Genomic DNA, 23,717 nt, shown 5'->3' with positions numbered 1-23,717 from the left:
CTCTATGTTGACAGTTGTCTAATCGGGTGGCAACCTCCGCTGTATCGAGACTGTATCGACGGTCATCGAAGCAATAGATGGGAGAACGCCATGTCCCGCGTCCAACTCGCCCTGCGCGTCGCCGACCTGGAGGGCTCGATCGCCTTCTACTCCAAGCTGTTCGGCACCGCCCCCGCCAAGCGCCGCGACGGCTACGCCAACTTCGCCATCACCGAGCCCCCGCTCAAGCTCGTCCTCATCGAGGGCGAGGCCGGCCAGGACACCCGCCTGGACCACCTGGGAGTCGAGGTCCCCTCGCCCCAGGAGGTCACCGCGGCCACCACCCGCCTGAAGGACGCGGGCCTGGCCACCTTCGAGGAGAACGACACGTCCTGCTGCTACGCCCTCCAGGACAAGGTCTGGGTCACCGCCCCCGGCCGCGAGTCCTGGGAGGTCTACACCGTCAAGGCCGACGCCGACACCCTCGGCAGGTCCGCAGACGCCGCGCCGCAGGCGTGCTGCGGCACCACCGCCTGCTGCACGCCCGGCGAGCGGGCCGTCGACCCCGCCCGGACTCCGCAGGAGGCCAAGACCGCGGCCGGGTGCGCCTGCGCCGGCTGAACCCACCGCGGGGGGTGCGCCGGGCGGGACCTCACAGGTGGTCGGACGCTTCAGTGGTGACCGGTGTCGATGACGCAGAAGCGGTTGCCGTCGGGATCGGCGAGCACGACGAAGTCGGGGTCGTCCGGGTACAGGTCCCAGTCGACGCGCAGGGCGCCCAGGGACACCAGCCGCTCGACCTCGGCCGCCTGGTCGGCGGCGTCCCCGGCGTAGAGGTCCAGATGGATCCGGGGGTGCTCCTGGGCCGGCGTCGCGCTGAGACCGAGGGCGATCTGCACCCCGGCTCCCGCCGGCGGCACCAGGACCACCCAGTCGTCCTCCATCTCCTCGCGCGGCACGTATCCCAGGGCCTCCGTCCAGAAGGCGGCCGCACGTGGCACATCCGAGACACCCAGCACTACGGAACCGACTCTCAGCATGCACCGATTCTCGCGTAGGGCAGCGACTGCCGAACGTGGAGGCGCGGTCCGCCGCGGTCGGAAGGTGCATCGGCGCGGCCCGAGCCGGACAATGGGGCTCATGGGCATCCGAAGGGAGGTCCCAGGTGGCGGACAGCGGTTCGTTCAGTTTCGACGCGCGCGGGCTGGTGACGGCCGCGCGCACCGGCATGGGGATTCCGCAGGCCGCCCTCGAAGACGCGGTCGGCCGGTCGGCCCTCGACGTCCTGGGCGACCTGCTGGCGGCCGGCGAGTCCGAGGGCACCCCCGTCTTCCAGTTCGACACCTGGCGGAACGACGAGGGCACCGTGATCTCCGCGGTCGGATCGGCGTCCAGCCCGCGGTCGGCCCGGGCGCAGTACGCCTACATGCCGGCGGCCTTCGACAACGCGGCCGCGGGGCTCGAACTGTACGACACCGATCTGACCGTCCTGCGCAGCAATGCCGCCTCCCTCGCCATCCGCGGCCTGCCGTGCGGCGAGGTGATCGACAAGAACGCGGCGGATCTCGACTCCACGCTACGGCTGAGCCCGCTGCTGAAGGAGGTCATGGAGGAGGGGCGGGCCGTCCGCGCGAGCCCGGTCGTCGTGCGGCACGTCCGCATGGCGCGGCAGACCTACTCCGTCCTGGCCTTTCCGTTGCGCGAGGGCTCGACCGTGGTCGGTGCCGCGACGATCATGCACAATGTGACGGAGAGTGAACGGGCCAGGAGTGCGGAGCGACTGCTCGCCGTGGCGAACGAGACGGTGGGGGCGACACTCGACGTGATGCGGACGGCGCGGGAACTGGCGTCGGTCGCCACCGAGGATTTCGCCGACGTCGTCTCCGTCGACCTGGTGGAATCCATCCTCCACGGCGAGGAAGCCCCGCTGCCCCCGCTGAACAACGACGCACCCATGCGCCGGGCGGCGTTCGTCTCCTTCGCGGACTTCCCCAGTGTGTACGCGGTGGGTGAGCCGAGCCGTTTCGCCTTCCCGACCCCGTACAGCCAGGCCCTCGCGGACACCAAGCCGCGTCTGGTCGATCCCCAGGGCAGCCCGTCGGACTGGCACATGCACGACGCCGCCCGGTCGGGAATCCTGCGTGCGGCCGGGGTGCACTCGATGATCCTGGTCCCGCTGGTGCACCAGGGCCGCGTCCTGGGGCTGGTCTGCCTCTACCGCGCCCGTCGGACCACCACGCCGTTCGACTCCCACGACGTGGCCCTGGCCGAGCAGATCGCCGTCCGTGCGGCCGTCCACATGGAGAACGGCCGCCGCTACACCCGGGAGCTCACCGCCGCGACGACCCTGCAGCGCAAGCTGCTGCCGCGCAATCTCCCCGAGGTGCCCGGGGTGAGCACGGCCTACTTCTGGAATCCGGGCACCGGGCAGACCCAATGGTTCGACGTGATCGCGCTGTCCGGCGCCAGGGTGGGCCTGGCCATGGGCCAGATACCCAAGCACGGCCTGCGGGCCTCGGTGGACATCGGGCGCTTCCGCACCGCCTTCGCCACGCTGGCCAGGATGGACCTGGCCCCGGACGAACTGCTGGCGCACCTGGACGACGTCACCGACACCATCCGGCAGGAGGACCGGGCGTCCGCCGACCCGAAGGAGGCACCCGGGCTGGGTGACGCCTGCTGCGTATACGCGGTCTACGACCCGATCACCGGCGAGCTCGCCGTCGCCGCCGCGAACTGGCCCGCGCCCCTGGTGACCGCCCCGGACGGGACGACCGGCCCGGTCGACCTCGGCGTCGGACCCAGCCTGGGCCACCACTCCAGCTACCAGATGTTCAGGACCATCCTTGAGCCGCACACCCTGCTGACCCTCTACTCCGACTCGATGCTGCGCCCCTCCTACGACGACGACGCCTTCGCCTTGCTCCAGCACACCGTTGCCAAATCGGCGGACGACGCCCAGGCTGCCTGCGACAACATCGTCTACGCGCTCATGGGCGACCACGACCGCGCGCGCGACGGCGGCGCCGTCCTGACCGCGGCGGTCAGCCGCCTCGCGAAGGACGACTACGTGTCCTGGACGACGCCACGTGACCGCGCCGCCATCGCCGACTGCAGGGCCCGCGCACGCAGCCAGCTGGAGACCTGGCACCTGGACGACCAGGTGTACGCCACCGAGGTGATGGTCAGCGAACTGGTGACGAACGTGCTGAACCACGCCGCCGGGGACCCGCGGGTCCGCCTCATCCGCGGCGAGAACCTCACCGTCGAGGTCTCGGACGAGTCGACCAGCTCCCCCCACCTGCGCCACGCACGAACGCAGGACGAGGGCGGCAGGGGAATGCTCATCACCGCCACCCTGGCCAGCCGCTGGGGCACCCGCTTCGGCGAGGAGGGCAAGACGATCTGGGTCGAGCAGGAACTGGGCGACCAGGCAGGCGCCGGGGGTGCGGGTGCGGTGCGGACGTCGGTGCCGGCGGGCGTGGAGTTGGGCTAGAAAGGTGGGCATGGAACTCACCCAGATACGCCTGCTGGTGTCCGACTTTCCCGTTGTCTACCGCTTCTACCGGGACGTGCTCGGGCTCAAGCCGCAGTTCGAGGCCGAGGCCGGGCCGTATGCCAAGCTCAGTCCGGATGTCGGTGGGGCGGCCGTCGCGTTGCAGGATCGGGGGCAGATGGCCGGGGTGCTGGGGCGGCTGGGGGCGGAGCCGGAGGGGTACCGCGCGCTGGTGGCGCTGCGGGTGGACGACCTGGGGTCCGTCTGTGCTGAACTCGCCTCGCGGGGCGCGGAGTTCGTCCGGGAGGCGGCTCCGATGGGCGACCGGATGCGGGTCGCCTATCTGGAGGACCCGGAAGGGAACCTGATCGAGCTCCAGGAGTGGCTGGCGCTGCGCGAGGACGCGGGCAGCGCGCCGGTGCGGTAGGGGCAGCGGCGCGGTCGCGCACCCGCCGCCTCGACGACCGGGGCCGGCGGCCTCGTCCGGGCAGGTCGGCGGCTGTTGTATTGAAGGCGGTCTGTTGTCATGGCTGCGTCAGGCGGTAGTGTCCCCGGGTGCTGTCACTCACGCGGAGATCCCCCACCCACTCGATATCCGTCGTGGCGGCGATCCTCGCCGCCCTGGTCCTCGTCCTCCTCGCCCCGGCCGCCGCGCACGCCGGTCCGGGCCCAAGGGCGGCCGGCAGTCAGCCGGTCGACTCCTACGCCAACGCCGTCCGCCAGTCCGTCTGGGTCAACACCGGCCTCGACGGCGACCGCGACGGCAGACCCGACCGTGTGGCGGCGGACATCATCAGGCCGTCGGAGCCCGCCGCGGCGGGACAGCGGGTCCCGGTGATCATGGACGCCAGCCCCTACTACTCCTGCTGCGGCCGCGGCAACGAGAGCCAGGTCAAGACCTACGGCACGGGCGGGAACCCGGTGGGCTTCCCGCTCTACTACGACAACTACTTCGTGCCGCGCGGCTACGCCGTCGTCCTGGTCGACCTCGCGGGCACCAACCGCTCCGACGGCTGCGTCGACGTCGGCGGCTCCTTCGACATCACCTCCGCCAAGGCCGTCATCGACTGGCTGAACGGCAGAGCCACCGCTTACACCTCGCGTACCGGAAGCACCACCGCCACGGCGAGTTGGGCCAACGGGTCGGTCGGCATGATCGGCAAGAGCTGGGACGGCACCATCGCCAACGGCGTCGCCGCCACGGGCGTCGACGGCCTGAAGACCATCGTCGACATCAGCGGCATCAGCTCCTGGTACGACTACTACTTCGCGCAGGGTGCGGCGCTCTACGGCAGCGGTCCCGACGCGCTCGCCTCCGAGGTCGAGAGCTCCGGCGCGCAGTCCCACTGCTCCGCCGAGGAGCAGGCGCTGCGGACCGGGGCGCCGCGCAACGGCGACTGGACCAGCGCCTGGCAGCAGCGCGACTACTACGCCGACGCGGCCAAGGTGAAGGCCAGCGTCTTCGTCGCGCAGGGGATGCAGGACCTCAACGTACGCACCAAGAACTTCGGGCAGTGGTGGGACGCGCTCGCCGCCAACGGGGTGCCGCGCAAGATATGGCTGTCGCAGACCGGCCACGTCGACCCGTTCGACTACCGGCGGTCCGCCTGGGTCGACACCCTGCAACTCTGGTTCGACCACTACCTGATGGGCGTCGACAACGGCATCCAGAGCCAGCCGATGGCCGACATCGAACGCACCCCCGACCACTGGACCACCGATGCGGCCTGGCCGCCTTCGGGCACCGCCGCGACCCAGCTCGGCCTGCTGCCGGGCACCGCGAACGGCCTCGGCACGCTGAGCGCCGGGCCCCCTCCGGCCGGCGGCACCGAGCGGTACACCGACAACCCGTCGCAGAGCGAGGACGACTGGGCGGCACACGCGGACCAGGCGACCGCGGCCAAGGTCTCGTTCACCACCGGCGTGCTCGCCGCCGACCTGCGGCTGTCCGGCGGCGGCACGGTGACACTGACCGCGACGCCGTCCACCACCAGCGCCCACCTGTCCGCGGTCCTCGTGGACCTCGGCCCGGCGACGATCCGGGACTACGAGGCCGGCGCCGAGGGCATCACGACGCTGAGCACCAGGTCCTGCTGGGGCGACAGCACCTCGGGGGACAGCGCCTGCTACCTCGACACCGCGGCCGACACCGAGAGCGTCCAGCAGACGGTCTTCAGCCGCGGCTGGGCCGACCTCGGGCACTACGACCCGGCGCTGCACGGCGTCCCGCTCACCGCGGGCAAGCCCTACACCATCACCGTCCAGCTGGCCTCCTCCGACCATGTGGTCCCGGCCGGGCACCGGCTCGCACTGATCGTCGCGGGCACCGACAACGGGCTGATCGTCGCCCCGTCCACCAAGCCGGCGATCACCATCGACCTGTCCCGGTCCAAGGCGAACCTGCCGCTGGTCGGCGGCCTCCCGGCGCTGGCGCACGCCCTGCGCCCCGGCGCCGCCGTCCCGCGCGCGACGGGCGGTCCGACCACCGCGGTCCGCTCGGGCGGCCCGGCGGCCGCGCTGCCCGCCTCGCAGGCGGCGCGGCTGCGCTGACCCTCCAGGTCGGGAAACACGCGGGGCCCCTCCGTGCGAACGGCGGGGCCCCGCGTGGTGCGGCGGACGGCGAGGTCCCGGCGGGGATACCGGCCGCTCGTGGAGGCGACGGGAGCGCGCCGCGGCGGCCGCCCGACCCCGCTGATGTTTCGTGCGCGGCGAGGCGGTTATCCGCGAGGTGTGACCGATAAGGACGAATTGCGGGTTTTTTCCGTGGCCCGCACACCCGACACGCCGGTCCGGATCTGCGGTCCGTGCGGTGTGGCCCGAGCGGGGCGCATCACCGGCCCGAACCCGACCGAGAGGAGCCGACGTGCCCTATCCGGCCTCCACCACGCAAGCGCCAGCCCCGTCGCCCGCGCTTGACCGGGTCTGGCGCCTGCCGGGCGTCTACCGGCCGCAGGCCGACACCGCGCTGCTCGCCGCCGCGCTGAGCCGCGAGATCGTACGCGGCAGCGACGTACTGGACGTCGGCACCGGCAGCGGCGCCCTCGCGCTCTACGCGTCCCGGCTCGGGGGGCGGGTCGAGGCCGTCGACATCTCGTGGCGCGCGCTGGCGGTGACCCGCGTCAACGCCCTGCGCGCCGGACACCCGATCGAATTGCACAGGCGCGACATCTGCCGCCCCGCGGGCCGGGCGGCGAGCGGCCGCACCTACGACGTCGTGGTCAGCAACCCGCCGTACGTCCCCGTGCCCCCCGCCCGGGACACCGGCCCCGCGCACCGGGCCGCCCGCGCCTGGAACGCCGGGCCCGACGGCCGGCAGGTGGTGGACCCGCTGTGTGTCGCGTCAGCGCGGCTGCTGCGTCCCGGCGGGGTGCTCCTGATGGTCCACTCCGCCCTGTGCGGGCCGCAGACCACCGTCGACCTGCTGACCGGCCTCGGCCTGTCCGCCGGCGTCGGAGCCCGCGCCCGCGTCCCGCTCGGGCCGGTGCTGCGCTCCCGGCTGCCCTGGCTGCGCGCCCGCGGCCTGATGGCGGTGACCGACGACGAGGAGGAGCTGGTGGTGATACGTGCGGAACGCCGATGAACACCCCGGATCACCGCGACCGCGCCTGGTCACGGTGGAGCGCGACGGCCCCGTCGTGGTCGAGGGCCCGGTCGAGGTCGTCACCGACGACGGCACCGTCGCCGTGTCGCGGCGCTTCGCCGTCGCGATCTGCACCTGCCGGCGCAGCGCCGCCTACCCGTGGTGCGACGCCAGCCACCGCGCCCGCCCGCCCGGTCGCGCGGCGGGCGGCGGGCGATGACCGCCACGGCCCGCCGGGACAGCCCGCCCGCGCCCGGCGGGCAACCCGGGCTCCCCGAACCCCGCGGGCCGCTCTCCCACGGCGTGCTCCAGGCGCTGCGCACCGCCCGGCCGCCCGAGGCGTCCCCGCGCCGTCGCGCGGCGGACGCGGACCCGTACGGCGACGACCTCCACCTGGCGCTCTACGTGCTCTACGAGCTGCACTACCGCGGTTTCGCCGGCGTCGGCGGCGACCGCGAGTGGGACCCGGCGCTGCTGGCCGTGCGCGGCGCACTGGAGGACCGCTTCCTCGCCGCGCTGCGCCGGGACGTGCCCGGCCCGCGCGTCCCCGCGGCGGTCTTCGCCGAGCTGCTCGCCGAGCCCGCGGATCCCCCCGGCTCCGTCGCCCGCCACCTGCGGCGCCACGCCGACCTGGACCACTTCCGCCAGTACGCGGCCCTGCGGTCGCTCTACCACCTCAAGGAGGCCGACCCGCACGCCTGGGTGCTCCCGCGGCTGCACGGGCAGGCGAAGGCTGCCATGGCCGCGATCGAGTACGACGAATTCGGCGCGGGCCGGGCCGACCAGGTGCACGCGCGGCTCTTCGCCGACCTCATGGCGGACCTGGGCCTGGACCCTTCGTACGGCCGCTACCTGGACCGCGCACCGGCCGAGATGCTCGCGGTGGTCGACCTGATGTCGCTGCTCGGTCTCCACCGCGACCTGCGCGGCGCCCTGGTGGGGCACTTCGCCTGGGTCGAGGTCACCTCCTCACCGGCCTCGCGGCAGCTGGCGGCCGGGCTGCGCCGCGCCGGCGCCGGTGCGGCGGCGCAGCACTTCTACGACGAGCACGTCGAGGCCGACGCGGTGCACGAGCAGGTGGTGCGGCACCAGGTCGTCGACGGCCTGCTCGCCGACGAGCCCGCCCTGTCCGCGGACGTCGCCTTCGGCGCGGACGCCACGACCTTCCTTGAGGACCGCCTGTCGGCCCGTCTGCTGGACTCCTGGCACGCCGGGCGCTCGGCGCTGCGCTGCTGAGCGGGCGGCGGGCAGGTCGGGGGCGCCGGCCAGGAATGCGGTCTTCCGCACCGGGTAGCCGCCGGCCAGGGTGCACGCGAGCCGAACCATGGAGGCGCATATGACGGGCGACGGGCCTTCCGACCGCGGTGCGGCACTCTTCGACGTCGACGGCACGCTGATGGACACCGTTCAGCTGCACACCGTCGCGTGGTGGGAGGCGCTGCGGCAGAACGGGCGGACCGTCGCGATGACCGACATCCAGCGGGCCATCGGGATGGGCAGCGACCACCTGCTCGACGCCCTCGCGGGGGAGGACCGCGACCGCTCGGGCGACACGGGCCTGAAAACCGCGCACGACGCGCTCTACGCCCAGTTCTGGTCGCGCCTCGCCCCGCTCGGGCAGGCCGCAAACCTGCTACGCGCCTGCGCCGACCGCGGCCTGCGGGTCGTCCTCGCCTCCTCCGCCTCCGGCAGGGAGGCGGACGTGATGATCCGCGCACTCGGAGCCGGGGACGCCGTCCACGCGGTCACCACCGCCGACGACGTCGAATCCAGCAAGCCGGCCCCCGACATCGTGCGCCAGGCGCTCGACAGGGCAGGCGTCACGGCCGAGCGTGCCGTCTTCGTGGGGGACGCGGTGTGGGACCTGCAGTCGGCCCGCAAGGCAGGCGTCACGGGCCTGGGAGTGCTCACCGGCGGCGGCTACTCCCGCGAGGAGCTGCTCGACGCCGGCGCCGCACGCGTCTACCGGTCACCCGCCGACCTGCTCGCCCACCTCGACGACAGCCCGCTCGGACGGCTCGCCGCCGGGAAGAGCCCCCACTGACGCGTCACAGCGCGTCCGGGCCCGGGGGATCGTCCGGCCGCGGAGGGTTCGTCAGGACAGGGCCCGGGGGCGTGGCTTCTCCGGCTGGATCTCGCCGTCGACGTAGATGTCGACCTTGTAGAAGGCGACCAGTCCCGCGATCTTCTGGCTCTCCGCGGTGGGCGTGCGGTAGGACCACACGACGTCCTGGTGGAGGGTGTCGCCGACCCGGACCGACCAATACTGGGCGGTGCCCTTGTACGGGCAGCCGGTGGCGGTGTCGCTCGGTTCGAGCAGGTCGAAGCGGACATGGGTCTTCGGCAGGTAGTAGCGGATCGGCACCCCGGTCTCGAACAGCATGCGCGCGCTGGTGGACTCGGCGATGGTGACGCCGTCCACCTCGATGCGCACATGGCGCGAGCTGGGCAGGATCTCGATCCGGGTGTACGGGTCCCGGACGTGGACGAAGATCTCCTCGTCCTCCTCGAACCAGGAGTCCATGGCGCTGAATTCGAAGCGGTAGAAGCCGCGGATCTCCTCGACGAGCGCGTCCTCGGCGTAGTACATCGCCGCGCCGGGCGCCACGGTGTCGCCGACCCGCACGGTGTGCTTGCGCCCGTCACCGCGGCGGGGCGAGTGCCTGGTGGAACCGTCGGATTCGAGCAGGTCCTCGCGGACGTCGGCGGCGGGGAAGTAATACACCGGATAGTGCGGCGACTCCCACACCATCAGGGCGCGGGTGGAGTCGGCGACGGCCTGGCCGCCCAGGTAGGTGCGGACGTGCCTCCCGCTGGGCTCCACCCGGACACTTCGGCGCTTGGGGGCGCCGGTGTCGGTGCCGGTGCCGTTCTCGGTGCTGGTGTCGGTCATGTGTGCCTGTCCCTCGGATGTCGGCGGTACGAGGACGACCCGGCAGGTCGGGCGGCGGCGGTGCGGCGACGGTCGACGACTGCCGCAGGGCCGCGCGGACGATCAGGCCGAGTCGGGGATGGGCTGTTCGCTCTCGAACGAGATGAGTACCCGGCGTATTCCAGGCGGTGCACGGCGCTGCGCTCGGCTTCACGGACGCCGCCGCACTCCCGCTGCCGGCCGATCACAGCCCGCCGCTCCCTTCGACGCCCCCAAGGGGTAATCGTCACTCTCAGTGATGTCGACGGCCGCTCGACCCTCCGGTCGGTGAGCGCCCCGGAAGGACCGGGGAAACCACGGATTGCCCCGTCTGTGGGCGGCACCAACAATGAAGGAGAAGTTCGGGTGATTCGCCACACGTATCCCGTTCTGTCTTCGGAGGGGAGTGGCTGACCATGAACTCCGCACCACAGGAACACTCCCGTGAGGCCTTCCGCCACTGGGTTCGCGGCGTCCTCGCCCACCACGGGGCCCGCGCCGGGGGCGGCACGCCACGGGAGGTGTACCAGACATCGACCATCGGAGCGCTGCTCGACGGCGTCTACGACGGCGACGTGACCATCGGCGAACTGCTGCGGCACGGAGACTTCGGACTCGGCACCTTCAACCGCCTCGACGGTGAGATGGTCGTGCTCGACGGAGTCTGCTACCACCTGCGCGCCGACGGCAGCGTGAGCCCGGCCGGCGCCGACGAGCTGACCCCCTTCGCCGCCGTCACCCCCTTCGTGACCAGCACGCGATTCCCGATCACCACCCCGTACGACCGGCAGGGCCTCGTCCGGCGGATCGACGAGGAGATCGGCAGCGGGAACCTCATCTACGCCGTCCGGGTGACCGGGAGGTTCGACACCGTGCACACGCGGACCGTCATGGAGCAGCAGCCGCCCTACCCGCCGCTCACCGAGGCGACCGCCGGGCAGCAGGAGACGGTCATCCGCGGCGCCGCCGGGACCCTGGCCGGCTATCGCACGCCCGCCTACCAGCAGGGCATCTCCGTGGCCGGCTACCACCTGCACTTCATCGACGCCCCGCGACACCGCGGCGGCCACGCGCTCGACTTCCTCGTGACGCGCGGCACCGTCGAGATCAGCACCGCCTCAGAACTCCACCTGAGCCTGCCCAGGACGTCGGAATTCCTCGGCGCCAGTCTCTCGCAGGCCGACGCCGACAGCCGGATCCGCCGGGCCGAGGGCTCCTGAATCCCGAGAGGTGAACCCCGTCGTCGACGAACCGCGCTGAGCGGATGCCCCTGCCCGGGGAGTGAAGGACGACTCGTGGGTAGACAGGCCCTGAGGGCCGCGGTCGGCGGCCCGTCGGAGGGGGCAGTGATGCAGAAGTGGACCGGCCGCGCGTATCCGCTCGGGGCGACGTACGACGGCTCAGGAACGAACTTCGCGCTGTTCTCCGAGGCCGCGGAGAGCGTCGAGCTGTGCCTGATCGACCGGCGCGGCCGGGAGAGGCGCGTGCCGCTGACCGAGGTCGACGGCTTCATATGGCACGCCTACCTGCCCGAGGTCGGGCCGGGACAGCGCTACGGCTTCCGGGTGCACGGCCCTTACGAGCCGTGGCGCGGGCAGCGCTGCAATCCGGCCAAGCTGCTGCTCGACCCGTACGCGAAGGCCATCGACGGCCAGGCCGACGGCGACGAGTCGCTGTTCGGCTACCCCTTCGGCGATCCGCAGGGGAAGAACACCGCGGACAGCCTCCACCACACGATGCTGTCGGTGGTGACCGACCCGGCCTTCGACTGGGGCGACGACCGGCCGCCGGGCCACTCGTACCACGAGTCGGTGGTCTACGAGGCGCACGTCCGCGGGCTGACGCGGCTGCACCCGCGGCTGCCGAGGGAAGTGCGGGGCAGCTACGCGGGCCTGGCGCACCCCGCGGTCGTCGACCACCTGACCGGGCTCGGCATCACCACGCTGGAGCTGATGCCGGTGCACCAGTTCGTGCAGGACGGCCACCTGCTGGACCGCGGGCTGCGCAACTACTGGGGCTACAACACCATCGGCTTCTTCGCCCCGCACAACGGCTACTCCTCCGCGGGCGGCCGGGGCGGGCAGGTCACGGAGTTCAAGTCGATGGTCAAGGCGCTGCACGCGGCAGGCATCGAGGTGATACTCGACGTGGTCTACAACCACACCGCGGAAGGCAGCCACCTCGGCCCGACGCTGTCGATGCGCGGCATCGACAACGCCTCGTACTACCGGCTGGTGGACGACGACCCGGCGCACTACTTCGACACCACGGGCACCGGCAACTCGCTGCTGATGCGCAGCCCGCACGTCTTGCAGCTGATCATGGACAGCCTGCGGTACTGGGTCACCGAGATGCATGTGGACGGCTTCCGCTTCGACCTGGCGGCGACGCTGGCCCGGCAGTTCCACGAGGTGGACCGGCTCTCGGCCTTCTTCGACCTGGTCCAGCAGGACCCGGTGGTCAGCCGGGTCAAGCTGATCGCCGAGCCGTGGGACGTCGGCGAGGGCGGCTACCAGGTGGGCAACTTCCCCCCGCTGTGGAGCGAGTGGAACGGCCGTTACCGGGACACCGTGCGCGACTTCTGGCGCGGCGAGAATTCCACGCTGCCCGACCTCGCCTCCCGGCTGACCGGCTCCTCCGACCTCTACCAGGACGACAGCCGCCGGCCCCGGGCCGGCGTCAACTTCGTGACCTGCCACGACGGTTTCACGCTGCGCGACCTGGTGTCGTACAACGACAAGCACAACGAGGCCAACGGCGAGGACAACCGGGACGGCGAGAGCCACAACCGGTCCTGGAACTGCGGCGCCGAGGGCGACACCGACGATGCCGACGTCCTGGACCTGCGCGCCCGCCAGCAGCGCAACCTGCTCACCACCCTGCTCATATCCCAGGGCGTCCCCATGATCAGCCACGGCGACGAGTTCGGCCGTACGCAGCAGGGCAACAACAACGCCTACTGCCAGGACGGCGAAATATCCTGGACCCACTGGGACCTCGACCCCGGGCAGATCGAACTGCTCGAATTCACCCGCCGGCTGATCGCGCTGCGGCGCGACCACCCGGTCTTCCGGCGCCGCCGCTTCCTGCGCGGCGCCACTCCTGGCCCCGGCCTCGGGGACGCGGTGTGGCTCACGCCCGGCGGCCGCACCATGGCACAGGACGACTGGCACCGCGACGACGCCCACGCGGTCGCCCTCTTCCTCAACGGCGACGCCATCACGGAACCCGACCCGCGCGGCGGCAGGATCGTGGACGACTCCTTCCTGATCCTGCTCAACAGCCACCACGAGCCGGTCGAGTTCGTCCTGCCGGACCGGGCCTACGGCGACGCCTGGCAGGTCGCCGTGGACACCGCCGCCGGCGCCGACACCTCGGACGAGACCGAGGCCAAGGCCGGCGGCACCCTGCTCGTCCCGCCCCGCGCCACCCTGATCCTCACCAGCCCGCGCCGCCAGGGCCTCAGCCGGATCCGCCGCTCACTGACCGCCACGACCCGCCGCCCGCGCGGCGCCCGCTGACATCCGGGTGGCGGACGTGGCCGCTCCGCCGGGCGGCGGCCACGTCCGCCACGTACCCCCCTTACGCCGTCGCGGTGGCCAGGCGGGCTGCCGCCGTCTGGGCGTAGCCTGGCAGGACAGGGCCGGTTGCCCGGGAAGTCCGCCTCTCCGGCACCCTCGGAGAGTGGTGCGTGCCTTCCGCCAGCACATGTGAGCGCAACCGACTGGAGCCGGGCCGAGGCGTACCGTGCCGCGGCGCCCGGAGCGAAGGAGGCTGCCCCGTGACCACCACACCCGTACGAGACCGCCGGGAGACATCCGGCGGGCAGCGCTCGGGCACCGAGCCGACGAAGGCCAGGACGGCCAGCAAGCTGCGCCTGCGGCTGTGCATGATCTACGCCCCGGTCTTCCTGATCGGGTCCGGCCTCTTCGCCTGGTGGGCGTCGGACACCGGTGCCGACGACAGGGCCGTGCTGGAGATCCTCTCGGCGATCTGCGCGCTGTTCTTCGTCATCGCGGTGGCCAATGCCGCGATCCTGCTGCGCCGCGGGCGCCGCGCGACCGTGGAGTCCGCGGAGGACCGGCGCGGTGGGCACCCGATGACGTGAGGGCCGCCCTGTCGCGGCGGCCGCTCGCCAGGTATCGCGGCGAGGAGCCCTCAGCCCGCCCTGAGGAGGTCGAGCGAGACCTCCCAGAGGCGGGCCGCGCCGTCCGGGTCGAGGGCGTAGTCCGCGACCCCCCGGCGGACTCCCGGCAGGTTCGGCCCGGCCTCGGCGCAGTCCTCGAAGTAGCGTCCGCCGACGCCGCTCAGCAGCGGTGAGGCGGCCAGCAGGACGGAGGTCGCCGCGCCCTGCTCGGGGGTCTTGACGGAGACGCCGGCGCTGTCGGCCGTTCCGGGCGCGGCGGCCGTCCGGGCGTCGGCCAGGTGCCGCATCAGGCCGGTGGACGGGATGCGCCCGGGGTTGAGCGCGTTGGCGGTGATGCCGTCGGCGGCCCAGGCCTTGGAGGCCTCGACGGCGAAGAGGATGTTGGCCGTCTTGGACTGGCCGTAGGCCGCCCACGGGTCGTAAGGGCGGCGCTCGAAGTGCAGGTCGCCGAAGTCGACGCGGCCGTTGATGTGCCCGACCGAGCTGACGGAGACGATCCGGCCCGAGCCGGCTTCCGCCAGGGCCGCGTGCAGGCCGAGGGCCAGCGCGAAATGGCCCATGTGGTTGGTGGCGAACTGCAATTCCCAGCCTTCGGCGGAGCGTTCGAGGCCGGGCAGCGCCATCACCCCCGCGTTGGCGACGAGGATGTCCAGCGGGCCGCGCCAGGCGCCGGTGAAGGCGCGCACCGAGGCCTGGTCGGCGATGTCCACGGGGGCGACCCGCAGGCGCGCGGCCGGATGGCCGGCGGTGATGTCGGCGGCGGCGCCGCGGCCTGCGGCCGCGTCGCGGACCGCCAGGGTGACCTCGGCCCCGGCTGCGGCCAGGGCGCGCGCGGTCTCGGCGCCGATGCCCGAGGACGCGCCCGTGACGACGGCCCGCCTCCCGCTCAGGTCCACGCCCGCGAGGACCTCGGCAGCTGTGGATTCCGCGCCGAACGGGGTGGTGATCAGTCGGTTGCTCATGGTCACTGCTCCTGCCCGCCGCTTCCGCGGCCGGTATGCCGGTACGTTCCCGGCGGATGTCCGCCACGCCGCGGGGAGGCGCTACGCTGGTAAACGGAACCGGGTCCGTTTTCTCTACGGTAAGCGGACGCGGCTCCGCTCAGCAAGTTCCGCGACAACGAGCAACGCGACACCGAGTTCCGCGACACCGAGTTCCCGACAGCAGGTCCCGACCACCCGACCCCAGGAACCCAGGAGATGACGTGCCCGGTGACAGCCGTCGTCCGCTGCGTGCCGACGCGCAGCTCAACCACGACCGCATCCTGGAGGTGGCCGCCCGGGTCTTCGCCCGCCAGGGGCCCGACACCTCGATGAAGGTGATCGCCAAGGAGGCGGGCGTCGGCGTCGGCACGCTCTACCGCCGCTTCCCCACCCGGGAGGAACTGGTCGAGGCCACCTACCGCAGCGAGACGGCCCGCCTCTGCGACGCGGCACTCGACCTGCCGGCCGCCATGCCGGCCGACCGCGCCCTGCGGCACTGGATGGGCCTGTTCGCCACCTACATGAGCACCAAGCACGGCATGGGTGAGGCGCTGCGCGCGATCCTCGTCGACGAGGCCGACCGGATGCGCACCCGCTTCCTGCTGGCGGACGCCGTCGGGGTCCTGATGGCCCGCGGCGCCGAGGACGGCACGCTGCGGGCGGACGTCGACTCCTACGACGTCCTCATGGGCCTGGGCGGGGTGGCCCTCATCGCGGGCGAACCGGACCGGCCGGGCCTGACCGGGCGCCTCCTCGACCTCCTCCTGGACGGCCTCAGGCCGCCGACCGCCGGACAGGGGGAGAGGGCGGCGGCGACCCCGCGGCCAGGACCGTCCGCCGCGGGCCCGGGTGGCGGCGGCGGATAGTTCGCGGCCGATGCCGCCTGGGTAGGAACCCGGCGCGATTGCGTCGTGGGGGAGGGCGTGGATGGGTGACGGGGGCCGGCTGGGCGTCGTGTTCGTCCATGGCTTCAACTCGGGGCCGAAGGTCTGGAAGCGGTTCACCTCGCTGATCGACGACGACCCGGACCTGGGCTTCGTGGACACCGGGACCTTCGGATACGCGACCGGCTTCACCCGGCTGCGGCCCGACCGGGCGCTGCCCTCGTTGAGCACCGTCGCCGACCACCTGAAGACACATCTGGAGATCGAGGGCGCGGACCGGCGGCTGGTGCTGGTCGGGCACAGCATGGGCGGGCTGGTCATCCAGCGCTATCTGGTGCGGATGCTCGCCGAGGGCCGCGGCAGGGAGCTGACCCGCATCCGGCGGGTCGTGCTCTTCGCCTGCCCGAACGCCGGCTCCGAGATCGCCCGGAGCGCGCGCCGGCAGATCCTGGGGGGCAACCCGCAGGAGCGGCAGCTGCGGACGCTCGACGAGGACGTCCGCGACACCCACACGGCCGTCCTGCGCGACATCGTCGGCACCGAGGCGGTCAGCGAGCGCACGTGCCCCATCCCTTTCTCCGTCTACGCCGCAGAGAGCGACCGCGTGGTGCCCCGCGCGTCCGCACAGGGCGCCTTTCCCCGCAGCGGAGTGCTGCCCGGCGACCACTTCAGCGTCGTGCAGCCGCGCTCCCGCGACGACGCCGCCTACACCACGCTGCGCCACCTGCTCCGCGAGGAGGCCAGCGGCAGCGACCCGCCGGCCGCGCCGCCCGTCGGGGGATTCACGCCGACCGTTCTCGAAGTGCACCGCGCGCCCCTTCCCGGTGACCGGTCCGACGACGCGGCGGAACGGCCGCTGACGCCGTACCTGACCCGCGAGCACGACACGCGGCTCCGCGACGCGCTCGACACGGCGCTCGACGGCCGAATGCCCCGGCTGCTGGTCCTCACCGGCGAGTCGGCGACCGGCAAGACCCGCGCCCTCTACGAAGCGCTGCTCGAATGCGCCCCCGAGCAGCCCCTGCTCAGGCCGAGCACCGCCTCCGACCTGCTGTCCCTGCTCGTCTCCGGCCAGGTCGGGAGCGGGTCGGTGCTGTGGCTGAACGAGGCCCAGCGGTTCTTCTTCGGCGCCGAGGGCGAGGCCGCCGCCGAGGCACTCCACCGCTGCCTGGCGCGGGAGCCGGGGGTGGTGGCGCTCGCCACGCTGTGGACCCACCCCTACTGGACGGAGATCACGGACCCGGACCGCACCGGCCACGTCCAGGCCGCCGCGCTGCTCGGCCACACGGCGCTGACCCTGCGGCTGACCGTGCCGCCGAACCTGGACGACGACGACCTGACGGCGTGGGAGGACCTGTCCGACGACCTGCGCATGGGCCACGCACTGGAGGCGGGCCGCGACGACGGCCGGGTCATCCAGCAGCTGACCGGCGGACCGCAACTGCTCGCGGCCTACCTTTCAGGTCCCGGCGTCTTCTTCACCCCGTCGGAGCACGCGCTGATCAGCGCGTCGCTCGAAGCCCGGCGCCTCGGCCACCACGCCCCGATGCGGGCGGCCCTGCTGGCCCGAGCCGCCGACGGCGCCCTCTCGGCGAGGCAGCGCAGTGGCGACCCCGGCTGGGAGGTGCGGGACCTGTCCTCGCTCAGCGGAGGCAGGCGCGGTGACGGCACACCCACCGCCGTCCGTACGCTCACCGCGCTCACCGCGCTGCGGTCGCGGTCCGGCGCACCCGCGGTCTTCGAGCCCGCCGACTATCTGGACCAGCACATGCGCGGGCACCCGGCCGGCCACCGCCCGGACGCCGCTCTCTGGGACGGCCTGCTGGAACAGGCCGACGACCCAGGTGACCTGCTGCGCCTGGGGCAGTCCGCCTGGGACCGCGGGCTGCGCCGCCATGCGGCCCTCCTGTGGCGGCGCGCGGTGCTCGCGGGCGCCCCCTCCGCCCCTGCCGTGCTGGTACGCCGCCTGCACGGCGCGCTCGATCCCGCGGGGACGGCCGCCCGGTGGACGGCCGCGCACTGCTCCCTGAGGAATCCTTTCGACCTGTTCGACCTGCTGGAGGCGCTCGCGGAAGCGGGACCCTCCGGCGAGGAGGCCGTGGCCGACCTCCGGCAACGCGGCCTGATCGGCCGTCTTGAGGACTTCGGCGCCGACTCCGTCACGCTCTACCCCACGCTGAAGCGGCTGCGCGAGGTGGGAGCCGGCGCCATCGTCCAGGAGCTGCTGGACCGGGGAGCGATCGGCCGGGTGCGGCTGTACCGCACGGCGGGCTGGAACGGCCTGCCGGGAATACTGAAGGAGCTGCTCGACGCCGGAGCCGACGCGGCCGTCGCCGAATTCCTGGCACGCGGCCCCGTGGCGTATCTGGACCCGGACGACCCCTTCGAGACCCCCTGGATGCTGAGGGAGCTGCTGCGCGCCGGTGCGAACGACGCGGCGGCGGAGCTGGTCGAGCACTGCGACCTCGTCGCCAGGGCGGACCTCGGCGACGCCCTGGCGGTCGCCGAGCTGCTGGACGCGCTCGTCACGGTGGACTCCCCGCACGCGCGCCGCCTGCTGGCGCGCGACCCTGCCGCCGCCGCCGACCTGGAGAGCGCCCACGGGGTGGCCCGGCTGCTCGGATCGCTGTGCCGTGCCGGGGCCGACGACGCGGTGGCGGGACTGCTGGGGCGCGGCCCCGCCGCACATGTCGAGGTCGGCTCCGACGTGCTCGTCGGCCTCGTGTCCCTGCTGTGGGAACTGGGCGAGCTCGGCGCCACCGAGGACAGGAAGACGCTGCTGGACCGCATGGCGGTGGAGCTGGACCTGCTCGACCCTGCGGCCCTGCGCGCCCTGCTGGAGGAGGACCCGGTGTCCGCTCGGGCGGCGCTCCTGGCGCAGTACCCGGTGGCGGACCAGGAGCCGGGCCGCACGGACATCGCCGGGATGATGCTCAGCGCCCTGACGGCGGCGGGCGCCACGGAAGCGGTCGGCGAGCTGCTCGCCGGCGATCCGGTGGCACACGCCGACCTCACGGATCCCGCGGACGTCGCCTTGCTGCTGCACGGGCTCATGGACGCCGGGGCGGACCGGGACGTACGGGCGCTGCTCGACCGGAATCCCGCCGCGCACGCCGCCACCACCCACGCCGCGGGCGTGGACGCCCTGCTGCGGGCCCTGTCGAAGGCGGGGGCCCAGGCCGAGGCCGAGGCCCTGACGGAGCGGGCCCTGAGCGACGGAGCCGCCCTCCCGGCCCGGCTGATCCCGTACGGACGCGGGCCGGACGGGAGCGCGGCGCTCCCGTGGACATGGGACGACCTTCCCGCGCCGGCTGAGGCCGCCGGGCAGCGGCGGGACGCGGACGAGGCCGGGTGACGCGAAGGTGCCTCGGACGGTCGGACGGGTGTCTGCCTCGACCCGGTTCGACCAGGCACGTTGGTCCGGCCGAAACGGGGGAAGACCTTCCGCGACAGGTGTGGTGCGGACGGCCTCGGGCCGGGTGGGGGTAGCAGTGGCGACTGGCGAAGGCGTGTCGACCGGCGAGCCGGGGAAGTCCGGCGGGAAACCCCGGCGGCGGGCGTCACGGGTGGTCGCGGTGTTCGGGATGTGCAGGAACCTCGTACGCGCCCTGGCAGCGGCCTGGGACAAGGACGCGACCGAGCGGGCCGCCGCGCTCACCTACTACGCGGTGCTGGCCCTCTTCCCCGCCCTGCTGATGACCCTGTCCCTGGTCGGGCTGACCGGCAGCCCCGACGGCAGCGGGGTCCCCGGCGGGCTCGAAGTGCTGATGCCGGGGCAGTCGCGGCCGCTGGTGGCCGACGCGCTGCGGCACATGGCCGAGGACGCCTCGGGCACCACCTCGCTCGCGGCGGTCAGCGGGGCGGGCGCCGCCTGGGCCGCGTGCAGCTATGCCGCGGTCTTCCGGCGGGCACTGCACCACATCCACGGCGTCGCCGACCACCGGCCCGCCTGGCGTGCCGCGCCGCGCGTCGTGATCACCGCGCTCATGCTGCTCGTCCTGCTGGCGTGCAGCACCATCTGCGTGGTCGTCACCGGCGAATTCGCCCACCGGGCGGGCGACCTGTTCCACCTCGGCAAGCCGGCGGTGTCGGCATGGCGAGCGCTGCGCTGGCCGGTCCTGGTCGCCGTGGCCGCGGCGACCGTGCTGATCCTCTTCCGCTCGGGTCCGCCCACGGCACGGGGCCTGCGGGCGACCGCGCCGGGCGGCGGCGTGGCGGTCGGCCTGTGGCTGCTCACCTCGGCCGGCTTCGCGACGTACACCGCCCGCCTGGGCACGTACGACCGGCTCTACGGCCAGCTGTCCGGCGCTGTCGCCTTCCTGGTGTGGCTGTGGTTCAGCAATCTCGCGCTGCTGGTCGGGGCGCACTACAACGCCGAGCGGGCTTGCCGGCTCGCCGCCCTGTCGCGGCGCGGCGGCGCGGACGAGGCGGCGCCACCCGCCCGCGAGGCCGGCGTCAAGCCGCGCAAGGGGGCGGCCCCCGTCGCGGAGGCGAGCGTGGCCGGCCCACGCCGGACGCGCGCACGGCGCTCGGCGCGCGAATAGCCGTACGGCCCGGCGCCTGCCGGGCGGCTGGGTCAGTGGGTCAGGGCGTTCGCGCTCACGATGAAGAGGCCGAGCAGGACGTCGACCGCGCCGACACGGCAGGCGGAACCCCAGCCCTGGCCCGCCGCGCGGGCGGCCAGCAGTCCCCAGCAGAAGAGCGCCGCGGTGTTGACGGTGAGGGCGACGTCGACGGCGCCCTCCTCGCTCCACCAGCCGGCGGCGGCGCCCAGCAGCGCGGCCACCGTGGGGAGCGCGGCCGCCACGAGGGGCCACTCGTCCAGTACCGACCGGATGCTCTCGGCGGTGGCCTTCTTCCCGCCGGCCGTCCAGTGGGCGATGGTGTGCGCGTAACCGTGGGCCGCGGCCGCCGCCAGCGCCGCCACCATGATCCACAGCGCGTCGTAGCCGGCGTTGGGCTTGCCGTTGTCGTGGTCGAGGGCGGACGCCAGGGAACTGGCGAGCACCGTTCCGTACACGCCGCCGAAGAGCAGGCGCTGCAGTGGCACGCGCATCCGGCCGGTGGCCGGAACGCGGACCGGACTGTCCGACACAGTGCCGCCCTTCGCACGGGAGCTTCCGCTCCCCACGATCGCCGCACGCGCCGCGCGTCGCGCCCCGCCCCGCCCGCCGGGCCCGGCGCATTCCGCCGGACGGACCCCGCGGCCCCTGCCGGGCGGCGCTCAGCGGGCGCGGGCCGCGGCGCACCGGACGCAGGTCGCCGCCGCCGGGAGCACTTCGAGGCGCTCCGGCGGGATCGGCTCGCCGCAGACCTCGCACCGCCCGTAGCCGCCTTCTTCGAGCCGCTCCAGCGCCAGGTCGAGAGCGGCGAGGTGGTCGCGGGCCTGCGCCAGCAGGGAGCCGATGTGGGCCCGCTCGAAGGCGGTGCTCGACCCCTCGGGGTCGTGCTCGTCGTCGACCGCGATCAGGGCGTTGGCCTCGACTATCCCCTCGTAGTCCCGGCTCAGGGCCGTGATCTGCGCGCTCGTGGCCGCCTGCGCCGCCGCCAGGCGCTCGCGGGTGGCGGCGGCCTCCTCCGCGGGGTCGACAGGGTGATTTCCGTGCGAATCGCTCATCAGGGGGACAACGCGGGTGCTCGCCTCACCATTCCGACGGCGGTGCCGCGTCGCGTACGCCGGATTGAGCGGCGCACGACACCACGCCCCTCCGGGTGTTCTACGCTTCCGCGCGCTGTTTCGCGGGGCGCGGAGCCGTGAGACCCTGTGCTCCCGGTCGGACGCGGTCGCCGGGTCCGGGCAAGGGGGGACCATGGCACGTCGATGGCTGGTGACGGGTTGTTCTTCGGGTCTTGGCCATGCGCTGGCGGCCGCGGCGGCCGCCGCGGGTGACTCCGTTCTCGCGACGGCCCGCAAACCGGCGGCCCTGGACGAGCTCCGGCGCCGGTATCCCGACCGCATCGTCACGGCCGCCCTCGACGTGTGCGACCCGGGGGAGTGCGAAGCCGCCGTGGCCCTGGCGGTCGACCGGCTCGGCGGGGTGGACGTCCTGGTGAACAACGCCGGCACCGGACTCTTCGGCGCCGTGGAGGAGGTCTCCGACCAGGAACTGCGCGAGCAGCTGGAAACCCTGGTGGTCGGCCCCTGGCGGCTGACCCGGCTGGTCCTCCCGCTGATGCGGGCCCAGGGCTCCGGCCACGTCGTCAACATCTCGTCGCTCGCCGGCCGGATGGCACTGCCCGGCCTGTCGGCCTATGTCACGGCCAAACACGCGCTCGAAGGCCTGAGCCAGGCACTGGCGTCAGAGGTGGGCGGTCTCGGTATCCGTGTCACGATCCTCGAACCCGGCCAGTTCGCCAGCCGCTACGGCAGTTCCCTGACCGAGGCCCGCGGCCGCGTCGCCGCGTACGACCCCGTGACCGGGCCCGTACGCGAGGGGCTGCGCGGCATGGAGGGCAACGCCGGCCTGGGCGACCCGGACCATTTCGCGGAGGTCGTGCTGCGGATCGTCGCCGCGGACCGCACCCCGCTGCGCGTCCCGGTCGGCTCCGACGCGCACACCTACCTGACGGCCTACGACGAGGCGCACCGCGCGGACTTCGAGACGGCGCGGGCCTTCACCCTCGACCCGTCCTGAAACCACCCGTCCGAGCGGTCCTGAAACCGCCAGACGGCCCGCCGGACCTGCCGCGGGCCGTCCCGTACCGGGTCGGCTAGCCGGCCAGCATTCCGCTGCGGAGCTTCTTCAGCGTGCGGGTGAGCAGGCGGGAGACGTGCATCTGGGAGTAGCCGAGCTGCACGCCGATGTCGGCCTGGGTCATTTCCTGGCCGAAGCGGAGCTGGAGGATGGTGCGCTCGCGTTCGTTCAGCTTGCCGAGCAGCGGGGCGAGGGTCTGGAAGTCCTCGACGAGCTCCATGGCCGGGTCCCAGGCGCCGAGGGTCTCCGCGTAGGAGCGTCCTGCCTCCGAGCCGGTGTCCTCGGTGTCGCCGGTGGGCAGGTCGATGCTGCCCGCGGTGTAGCCGTTGGAGGCCACCAGGCCCTCGATGACCTCTTCCTCGCTGAGTTCGAGGTAGGCGGCCAGTTCGGCGACGCTGGGCGGGGCGTCCAGGAGGGCGGTGAGGTGGTCGCGGGCCTTGGCCAGCTCGACCCGCAGCTCCTGGAGGCGGCGCGGTACGTGCACGGCCCAGGTGGTGTCGCGGAAGAAGCGCTTCATCTCGCCGACGATGTAGGGCACGGCGAAGGTGGTGAACTCCACCTCGCGGCTCAGTTCGAAGCGGTCGATGGCCTTGATCAGCCCGATGGTGCCGACCTGGAGGATGTCCTCCCACTCCTCGGGGCCGCGGCCCCGGAAGCGGCGGGCGCTGAAGTGCACCAGGGACATGTTCATCTCGATCAGGGTGTTCCGCGCGTAGGAATACTCCGCGGTGCCCTCTTCCACATGCTGCAGCCGGTCGAAGAACACCTTCGACAACGACCGCGCGTCCTTCGGGGCGACCTTGGCGGCGTCCTCGATCCAGGGAAGCTCACCGACCTGCCCGGCTGTGGGGGAAGCCGCCACAGCCTCGCCAACGGGCGTACCTGCGGACTGCGTGGTTGCCGTCACGTCATCACCTCGGGTTGCGGACTGATGGGACTTGTGTACCCCGGGTCTGCGGGGCCATGCCATATTCGTCGGAAGGGGTTTCGCGCCGGGTTTTCGCGCCGGTTTTCTGCGCCGGGGCGTCACGGCGGGCCGGGG

At 73.1% G+C, this 23,717-nt stretch carries 21 protein-coding genes; 15 read left to right on the top strand and 6 right to left on the bottom strand.

Translation table 11 applies throughout. The annotated features are described in order from the left end of the window. The first annotated feature begins 90 nt into the window (after positions 1 to 90). Positions 91 to 600 carry a VOC family protein gene (locus tag OG900_04305; GenBank protein WUH89448.1) on the top strand — a complete coding sequence of 170 codons (510 nt, stop codon included), beginning with the start codon at positions 91 to 93 and terminating at the stop codon, positions 598 to 600. A 50-nt stretch (positions 601 to 650) separates the two neighbouring features. On the opposite strand, the gene OG900_04300 is transcribed toward OG900_04305, so the two are convergent. Next, positions 651 to 1,019 carry a VOC family protein gene (locus tag OG900_04300; GenBank protein WUH89447.1) on the bottom strand — a complete coding sequence of 123 codons (369 nt, stop codon included), beginning with the start codon at positions 1,017 to 1,019 and terminating at the stop codon, positions 651 to 653. Between the two features lie 125 nt (positions 1,020 to 1,144). Here OG900_04300 and OG900_04295 point away from each other — a divergent pair, with 125 nt between their 5' ends. The 7 genes from OG900_04295 to OG900_04265 all read left to right on the top strand — a co-directional run bounded on the left by OG900_04295 (position 1,145) and on the right by OG900_04265 (position 9,099). Then, complete coding sequence (locus tag OG900_04295) at positions 1,145 to 3,475, top strand: SpoIIE family protein phosphatase (GenBank protein ID WUH89446.1); 2,331 nt, start codon at positions 1,145 to 1,147, stop codon at positions 3,473 to 3,475. Between the two features lie 10 nt (positions 3,476 to 3,485). Further along, on the top strand, positions 3,486 to 3,902 hold the full coding sequence (locus OG900_04290) for a VOC family protein (GenBank protein WUH89445.1): 417 nt from the start codon (positions 3,486 to 3,488) through the stop codon (positions 3,900 to 3,902). A gap of 128 nt (positions 3,903 to 4,030) precedes the next feature. Next, positions 4,031 to 6,025 (top strand): Xaa-Pro dipeptidyl-peptidase, encoded by a 1,995-nt coding sequence (locus OG900_04285; GenBank protein ID WUH89444.1) that lies wholly within the window; start codon positions 4,031 to 4,033, stop codon positions 6,023 to 6,025. A 313-nt stretch (positions 6,026 to 6,338) separates the two neighbouring features. Beyond that, complete coding sequence (locus tag OG900_04280; GenBank protein ID WUH89443.1) at positions 6,339 to 7,055, top strand: methyltransferase; 717 nt, start codon at positions 6,339 to 6,341, stop codon at positions 7,053 to 7,055. After that, the gene (locus OG900_04275; protein ID WUH89442.1) at positions 7,039 to 7,275 is read left to right on the top strand and encodes a CDGSH iron-sulfur domain-containing protein; all 237 of its coding nucleotides are present in this window, start codon (positions 7,039 to 7,041) and stop codon (positions 7,273 to 7,275) included. Before OG900_04280 ends, OG900_04275 begins: the two co-directional genes overlap by 17 nt. Further along, positions 7,272 to 8,291, top strand: coding sequence for an iron-containing redox enzyme family protein (locus OG900_04270; protein ID WUH89441.1), 1,020 nt, complete (start codon positions 7,272 to 7,274; stop codon positions 8,289 to 8,291). The genes OG900_04275 and OG900_04270 overlap by 4 nt, the downstream gene beginning before the upstream one ends. A gap of 100 nt (positions 8,292 to 8,391) precedes the next feature. Further along, positions 8,392 to 9,099, top strand: coding sequence for an HAD family hydrolase (locus OG900_04265; GenBank protein ID WUH89440.1), 708 nt, complete (start codon positions 8,392 to 8,394; stop codon positions 9,097 to 9,099). Between the two features lie 51 nt (positions 9,100 to 9,150). Here the strand turns inward: OG900_04265 and OG900_04260 are convergent, their stop codons facing one another. Beyond that, complete coding sequence (locus tag OG900_04260) at positions 9,151 to 9,948, bottom strand: DUF427 domain-containing protein (GenBank protein ID WUH89439.1); 798 nt, start codon at positions 9,946 to 9,948, stop codon at positions 9,151 to 9,153. Between the two features lie 434 nt (positions 9,949 to 10,382). Between OG900_04260 and budA the strand changes: the two genes are divergently transcribed. The 3 genes from budA (at position 10,383) to OG900_04245 (ending at position 14,074) form a co-directional block, all read left to right on the top strand. Continuing rightward, a complete protein-coding gene (gene budA, locus OG900_04255; protein WUH89438.1) occupies positions 10,383 to 11,186 on the top strand; it encodes an acetolactate decarboxylase in 804 nt (267 codons plus the stop codon). A gap of 129 nt (positions 11,187 to 11,315) precedes the next feature. Further along, complete coding sequence (gene glgX / locus OG900_04250; protein ID WUH95606.1) at positions 11,316 to 13,487, top strand: glycogen debranching protein GlgX; 2,172 nt, start codon at positions 11,316 to 11,318, stop codon at positions 13,485 to 13,487. 260 nt (positions 13,488 to 13,747) lie between these two features. Next, positions 13,748 to 14,074, top strand: coding sequence for a hypothetical protein (locus tag OG900_04245; protein ID WUH89437.1), 327 nt, complete (start codon positions 13,748 to 13,750; stop codon positions 14,072 to 14,074). A 50-nt stretch (positions 14,075 to 14,124) separates the two neighbouring features. Here OG900_04245 and OG900_04240 read toward each other — a convergent pair whose 3' ends face one another. Next, complete coding sequence (locus OG900_04240) at positions 14,125 to 15,075, bottom strand: SDR family NAD(P)-dependent oxidoreductase (protein ID WUH89436.1); 951 nt, start codon at positions 15,073 to 15,075, stop codon at positions 14,125 to 14,127. Between the two features lie 242 nt (positions 15,076 to 15,317). Between OG900_04240 and OG900_04235 the strand changes: the two genes are divergently transcribed. The 3 genes from OG900_04235 to OG900_04225 all read left to right on the top strand — a co-directional run bounded on the left by OG900_04235 (position 15,318) and on the right by OG900_04225 (position 20,524). Further along, positions 15,318 to 15,962 carry a TetR/AcrR family transcriptional regulator gene (locus OG900_04235; GenBank protein WUH89435.1) on the top strand — a complete coding sequence of 215 codons (645 nt, stop codon included), beginning with the start codon at positions 15,318 to 15,320 and terminating at the stop codon, positions 15,960 to 15,962. Between the two features lie 61 nt (positions 15,963 to 16,023). Further along, positions 16,024 to 19,335 (top strand): alpha/beta fold hydrolase, encoded by a 3,312-nt coding sequence (locus OG900_04230; GenBank protein ID WUH89434.1) that lies wholly within the window; start codon positions 16,024 to 16,026, stop codon positions 19,333 to 19,335. A gap of 136 nt (positions 19,336 to 19,471) precedes the next feature. Next, positions 19,472 to 20,524: a YihY/virulence factor BrkB family protein gene (locus tag OG900_04225; protein WUH89433.1), complete on the top strand. Its 1,053-nt coding sequence runs from the start codon at positions 19,472 to 19,474 to the stop codon at positions 20,522 to 20,524. Positions 20,525 to 20,556: 32 nt separating this feature from the next. Here OG900_04225 and OG900_04220 read toward each other — a convergent pair whose 3' ends face one another. Both OG900_04220 and OG900_04215 read right to left on the bottom strand, forming a co-directional pair. Beyond that, the gene (locus OG900_04220; protein WUH89432.1) at positions 20,557 to 21,036 is read right to left on the bottom strand and encodes a hypothetical protein; all 480 of its coding nucleotides are present in this window, start codon (positions 21,034 to 21,036) and stop codon (positions 20,557 to 20,559) included. 168 nt (positions 21,037 to 21,204) lie between these two features. Further along, the gene (locus OG900_04215) at positions 21,205 to 21,597 is read right to left on the bottom strand and encodes a TraR/DksA C4-type zinc finger protein (GenBank protein WUH89431.1); all 393 of its coding nucleotides are present in this window, start codon (positions 21,595 to 21,597) and stop codon (positions 21,205 to 21,207) included. Between the two features lie 193 nt (positions 21,598 to 21,790). On the opposite strand from OG900_04215, the gene OG900_04210 reads away from it, so the two are divergent. Then, on the top strand, positions 21,791 to 22,615 hold the full coding sequence (locus OG900_04210) for an SDR family oxidoreductase (protein ID WUH89430.1): 825 nt from the start codon (positions 21,791 to 21,793) through the stop codon (positions 22,613 to 22,615). Between the two features lie 76 nt (positions 22,616 to 22,691). Here OG900_04210 and OG900_04205 read toward each other — a convergent pair whose 3' ends face one another. Further along, positions 22,692 to 23,537 carry an RNA polymerase sigma factor SigF gene (locus OG900_04205; GenBank protein WUH95605.1) on the bottom strand — a complete coding sequence of 282 codons (846 nt, stop codon included), beginning with the start codon at positions 23,535 to 23,537 and terminating at the stop codon, positions 22,692 to 22,694. Positions 23,538 to 23,717 lie beyond the last annotated feature (180 nt).

The sequence above is a fragment of the Streptomyces sp. NBC_00433 genome (genome assembly GCA_036015235.1).
GTDB lineage: Bacteria > Actinomycetota > Actinomycetes > Streptomycetales > Streptomycetaceae > Actinacidiphila.
This window is presented reverse-complemented; position numbering and strand designations above follow the sequence as displayed.

Excerpts from the sequence above, each read along its gene's own strand:
- OG900_04210 (WUH89430.1), top strand. The coding sequence starts at position 21,791 with ATGGCACGTCGATGGCTGGTGACGGGTTGTTCTTCGGGTCTTGGCCAT.
- OG900_04230 (WUH89434.1), top strand. The coding sequence starts at position 16,024 with ATGGGTGACGGGGGCCGGCTGGGCGTCGTGTTCGTCCATGGCTTCAAC.
- OG900_04290 (WUH89445.1), top strand. The coding sequence starts at position 3,486 with ATGGAACTCACCCAGATACGCCTGCTGGTGTCCGACTTTCCCGTTGTC.
- OG900_04220 (WUH89432.1), bottom strand. The coding sequence starts at position 21,036 with ATGCGCGTGCCACTGCAGCGCCTGCTCTTCGGCGGCGTGTACGGAACG.
- OG900_04305 (WUH89448.1), top strand. The coding sequence starts at position 91 with ATGTCCCGCGTCCAACTCGCCCTGCGCGTCGCCGACCTGGAGGGCTCG.
- OG900_04215 (WUH89431.1), bottom strand. The coding sequence starts at position 21,597 with ATGAGCGATTCGCACGGAAATCACCCTGTCGACCCCGCGGAGGAGGCC.
- OG900_04265 (WUH89440.1), top strand. The coding sequence starts at position 8,392 with ATGACGGGCGACGGGCCTTCCGACCGCGGTGCGGCACTCTTCGACGTC.
- OG900_04300 (WUH89447.1), bottom strand. The coding sequence starts at position 1,019 with ATGCTGAGAGTCGGTTCCGTAGTGCTGGGTGTCTCGGATGTGCCACGT.
- OG900_04270 (WUH89441.1), top strand. The coding sequence starts at position 7,272 with ATGACCGCCACGGCCCGCCGGGACAGCCCGCCCGCGCCCGGCGGGCAA.
- budA (WUH89438.1), top strand. The coding sequence starts at position 10,383 with ATGAACTCCGCACCACAGGAACACTCCCGTGAGGCCTTCCGCCACTGG.
- OG900_04260 (WUH89439.1), bottom strand. The coding sequence starts at position 9,948 with ATGACCGACACCAGCACCGAGAACGGCACCGGCACCGACACCGGCGCC.
- glgX (WUH95606.1), top strand. The coding sequence starts at position 11,316 with ATGCAGAAGTGGACCGGCCGCGCGTATCCGCTCGGGGCGACGTACGAC.
- OG900_04240 (WUH89436.1), bottom strand. The coding sequence starts at position 15,075 with ATGAGCAACCGACTGATCACCACCCCGTTCGGCGCGGAATCCACAGCT.